A 1,731-nucleotide genomic window follows, 5' to 3' on the forward strand; every position below is an offset into this window, starting at 1 on the left:
CCGCTGCGCTCAGCCCGTTTCGACTCCGCGGCTGCGCCGCTCCGCTCAACGAGCGGGGGAGGGCCCTCCGCCCGTGCGTCTTCATTGCTCGTTGAGCGGAGGCGCGAAGCGCCGAAGTCGAAACGGGTTGAGCGAGCGGAGCGAGTCGAAACCGACCCCACCCCCCTGACCCACCTCTCTATCCCAAGACCCATCTCTCTATCCCAGATCAGAAGGAGAAGTTCGTGAACAAGTACGCACGCCGGCGGGGTTTCCGCGCCGGTCTCGCAGCTGCCGCGGTGGCGGCTCTGGCCGCGTTGGGGATGGCCGCTCCGGCGCATGCCGCGCCGCTGGTCGACCCCACGGCCACCGGTTCGATCGCGGTGCACAAGTTCGAGCGGTTCGTGGCGCCGTCGAACCTGGACAACAACGGCACGCCGGTGGACACCACCGGGCTCAACCCGGTCGCGGGTGTGGAGTTCCAGGTGCGTCAGGTGCAGGGCATCGACCTGGCCACCAACGGTGGTTGGGCTGACGCGTCCGGTCTTGCGGGCGTGTTCGATGAGGCCGACCCGGAGGCGTCGATCACCGGTGCCGGTTACACGCTCGGCACCGCGTTCCCCCCGCAGGTGACCGACGCTGATGGTGACGCGCTGTTCGCGGGTCTGCCGGTGGGTCTGTACCTCGTGGAGGAGACGTCTTACCCCGCGGGTATCACCCCGTCGGCGCCGTTCCTGGTGTCGATCCCGATGACCGACCCCACGGACCGGAACACGTGGATGTATGACGTTCACGTCTACCCGAAGAACTCGATCACCACGGCCGGTAAGGTCGTGAACGACGCCGACGCGATCCGGCTGGGCGACGAGCTGACCTTCACCATCACCGCCGACATCCCCAACGAGGACGTCATCGACGGCTACAAGATCGTCGACCCGCTCGACGCCAAGCTGGACTACGTCTCGACCAGCGTCCGCCTCTCCAACGGCGCGACGATCGTGCTGGGCACCGACTACACCATCGACTACGTCGCGGGCACCAACACGGTGACGGTGGAGTTCACCGAGGTTGGCCGTCAGGTCCTCGCTGCCAACAAGGCCGCGCAGGTCATCGTGGAGGTCGTCACCTCCGTGAACGAGGTCGGGGAGATCGTGAACACCGCGCTGGTGTACCCGAACGAGGCCAGCTTCAACATCACCCCGGGCGACCCGGGCGGCCCGACGACCACCCCGTCGGTCGAGACCCGCTGGGGCGGCGTGACGATCCAGAAGGTCGACCCGGCCGGTGGCGCCCTGCCCGGCGCCGTGTTCCAGGTCTTCGCCTCGGAGGCGGACGCGCTCAACCAGACCAACCCCATCACGATCGATGGCGAGGCGTCCTTCGAGGTCGTGGACCTGAACGGTGTGCTGACGATCACGGGCCTGCGCTACAGCGACTTCGCCAACGGTGGGACCGTCGCGCCCGGTGAGCCCGGCTTCATCCAGTACTACCTGGTGGAGACCGTCGCCCCCGACGGTCACGAGCTGCTCGCCGCGCCGATCCCGTTCACCGTCACGGCCACCACGGGTGGCGCGAGCGTTGACATCGTGATCGAGAACGTGCCCCACAACGCCGGTTTCGAGCTGCCGCTGACCGGTGGCACGGGCACGGGCCTGCTCTACCTGGTCGGCGCGGGCCTGGTCGCCGCGGGTGTCGTGCTGCTGGTGGTCCGCCGCCGCCGCGCTGCCGCCCTGATCTGATCGGAGCACCCCC

At 68.3% G+C, this 1,731-nt stretch carries 1 protein-coding gene; it reads left to right on the forward strand.

The window, feature by feature from the left end; translation table 11 throughout:
• Positions 1-224: 224 nt before the first annotated feature.
• Positions 225-1,718 (forward strand): SpaH/EbpB family LPXTG-anchored major pilin, encoded by a 1,494-nt coding sequence (locus tag IEX37_RS15820; protein WP_229663331.1) that lies wholly within the window; start codon positions 225-227, stop codon positions 1,716-1,718.
• Positions 1,719-1,731 lie beyond the last annotated feature (13 nt).

Source organism: Microbacterium album, from assembly GCF_014643695.1.
In the GTDB taxonomy this organism is placed as follows: domain Bacteria; phylum Actinomycetota; class Actinomycetes; order Actinomycetales; family Microbacteriaceae; genus Microbacterium; species Microbacterium album.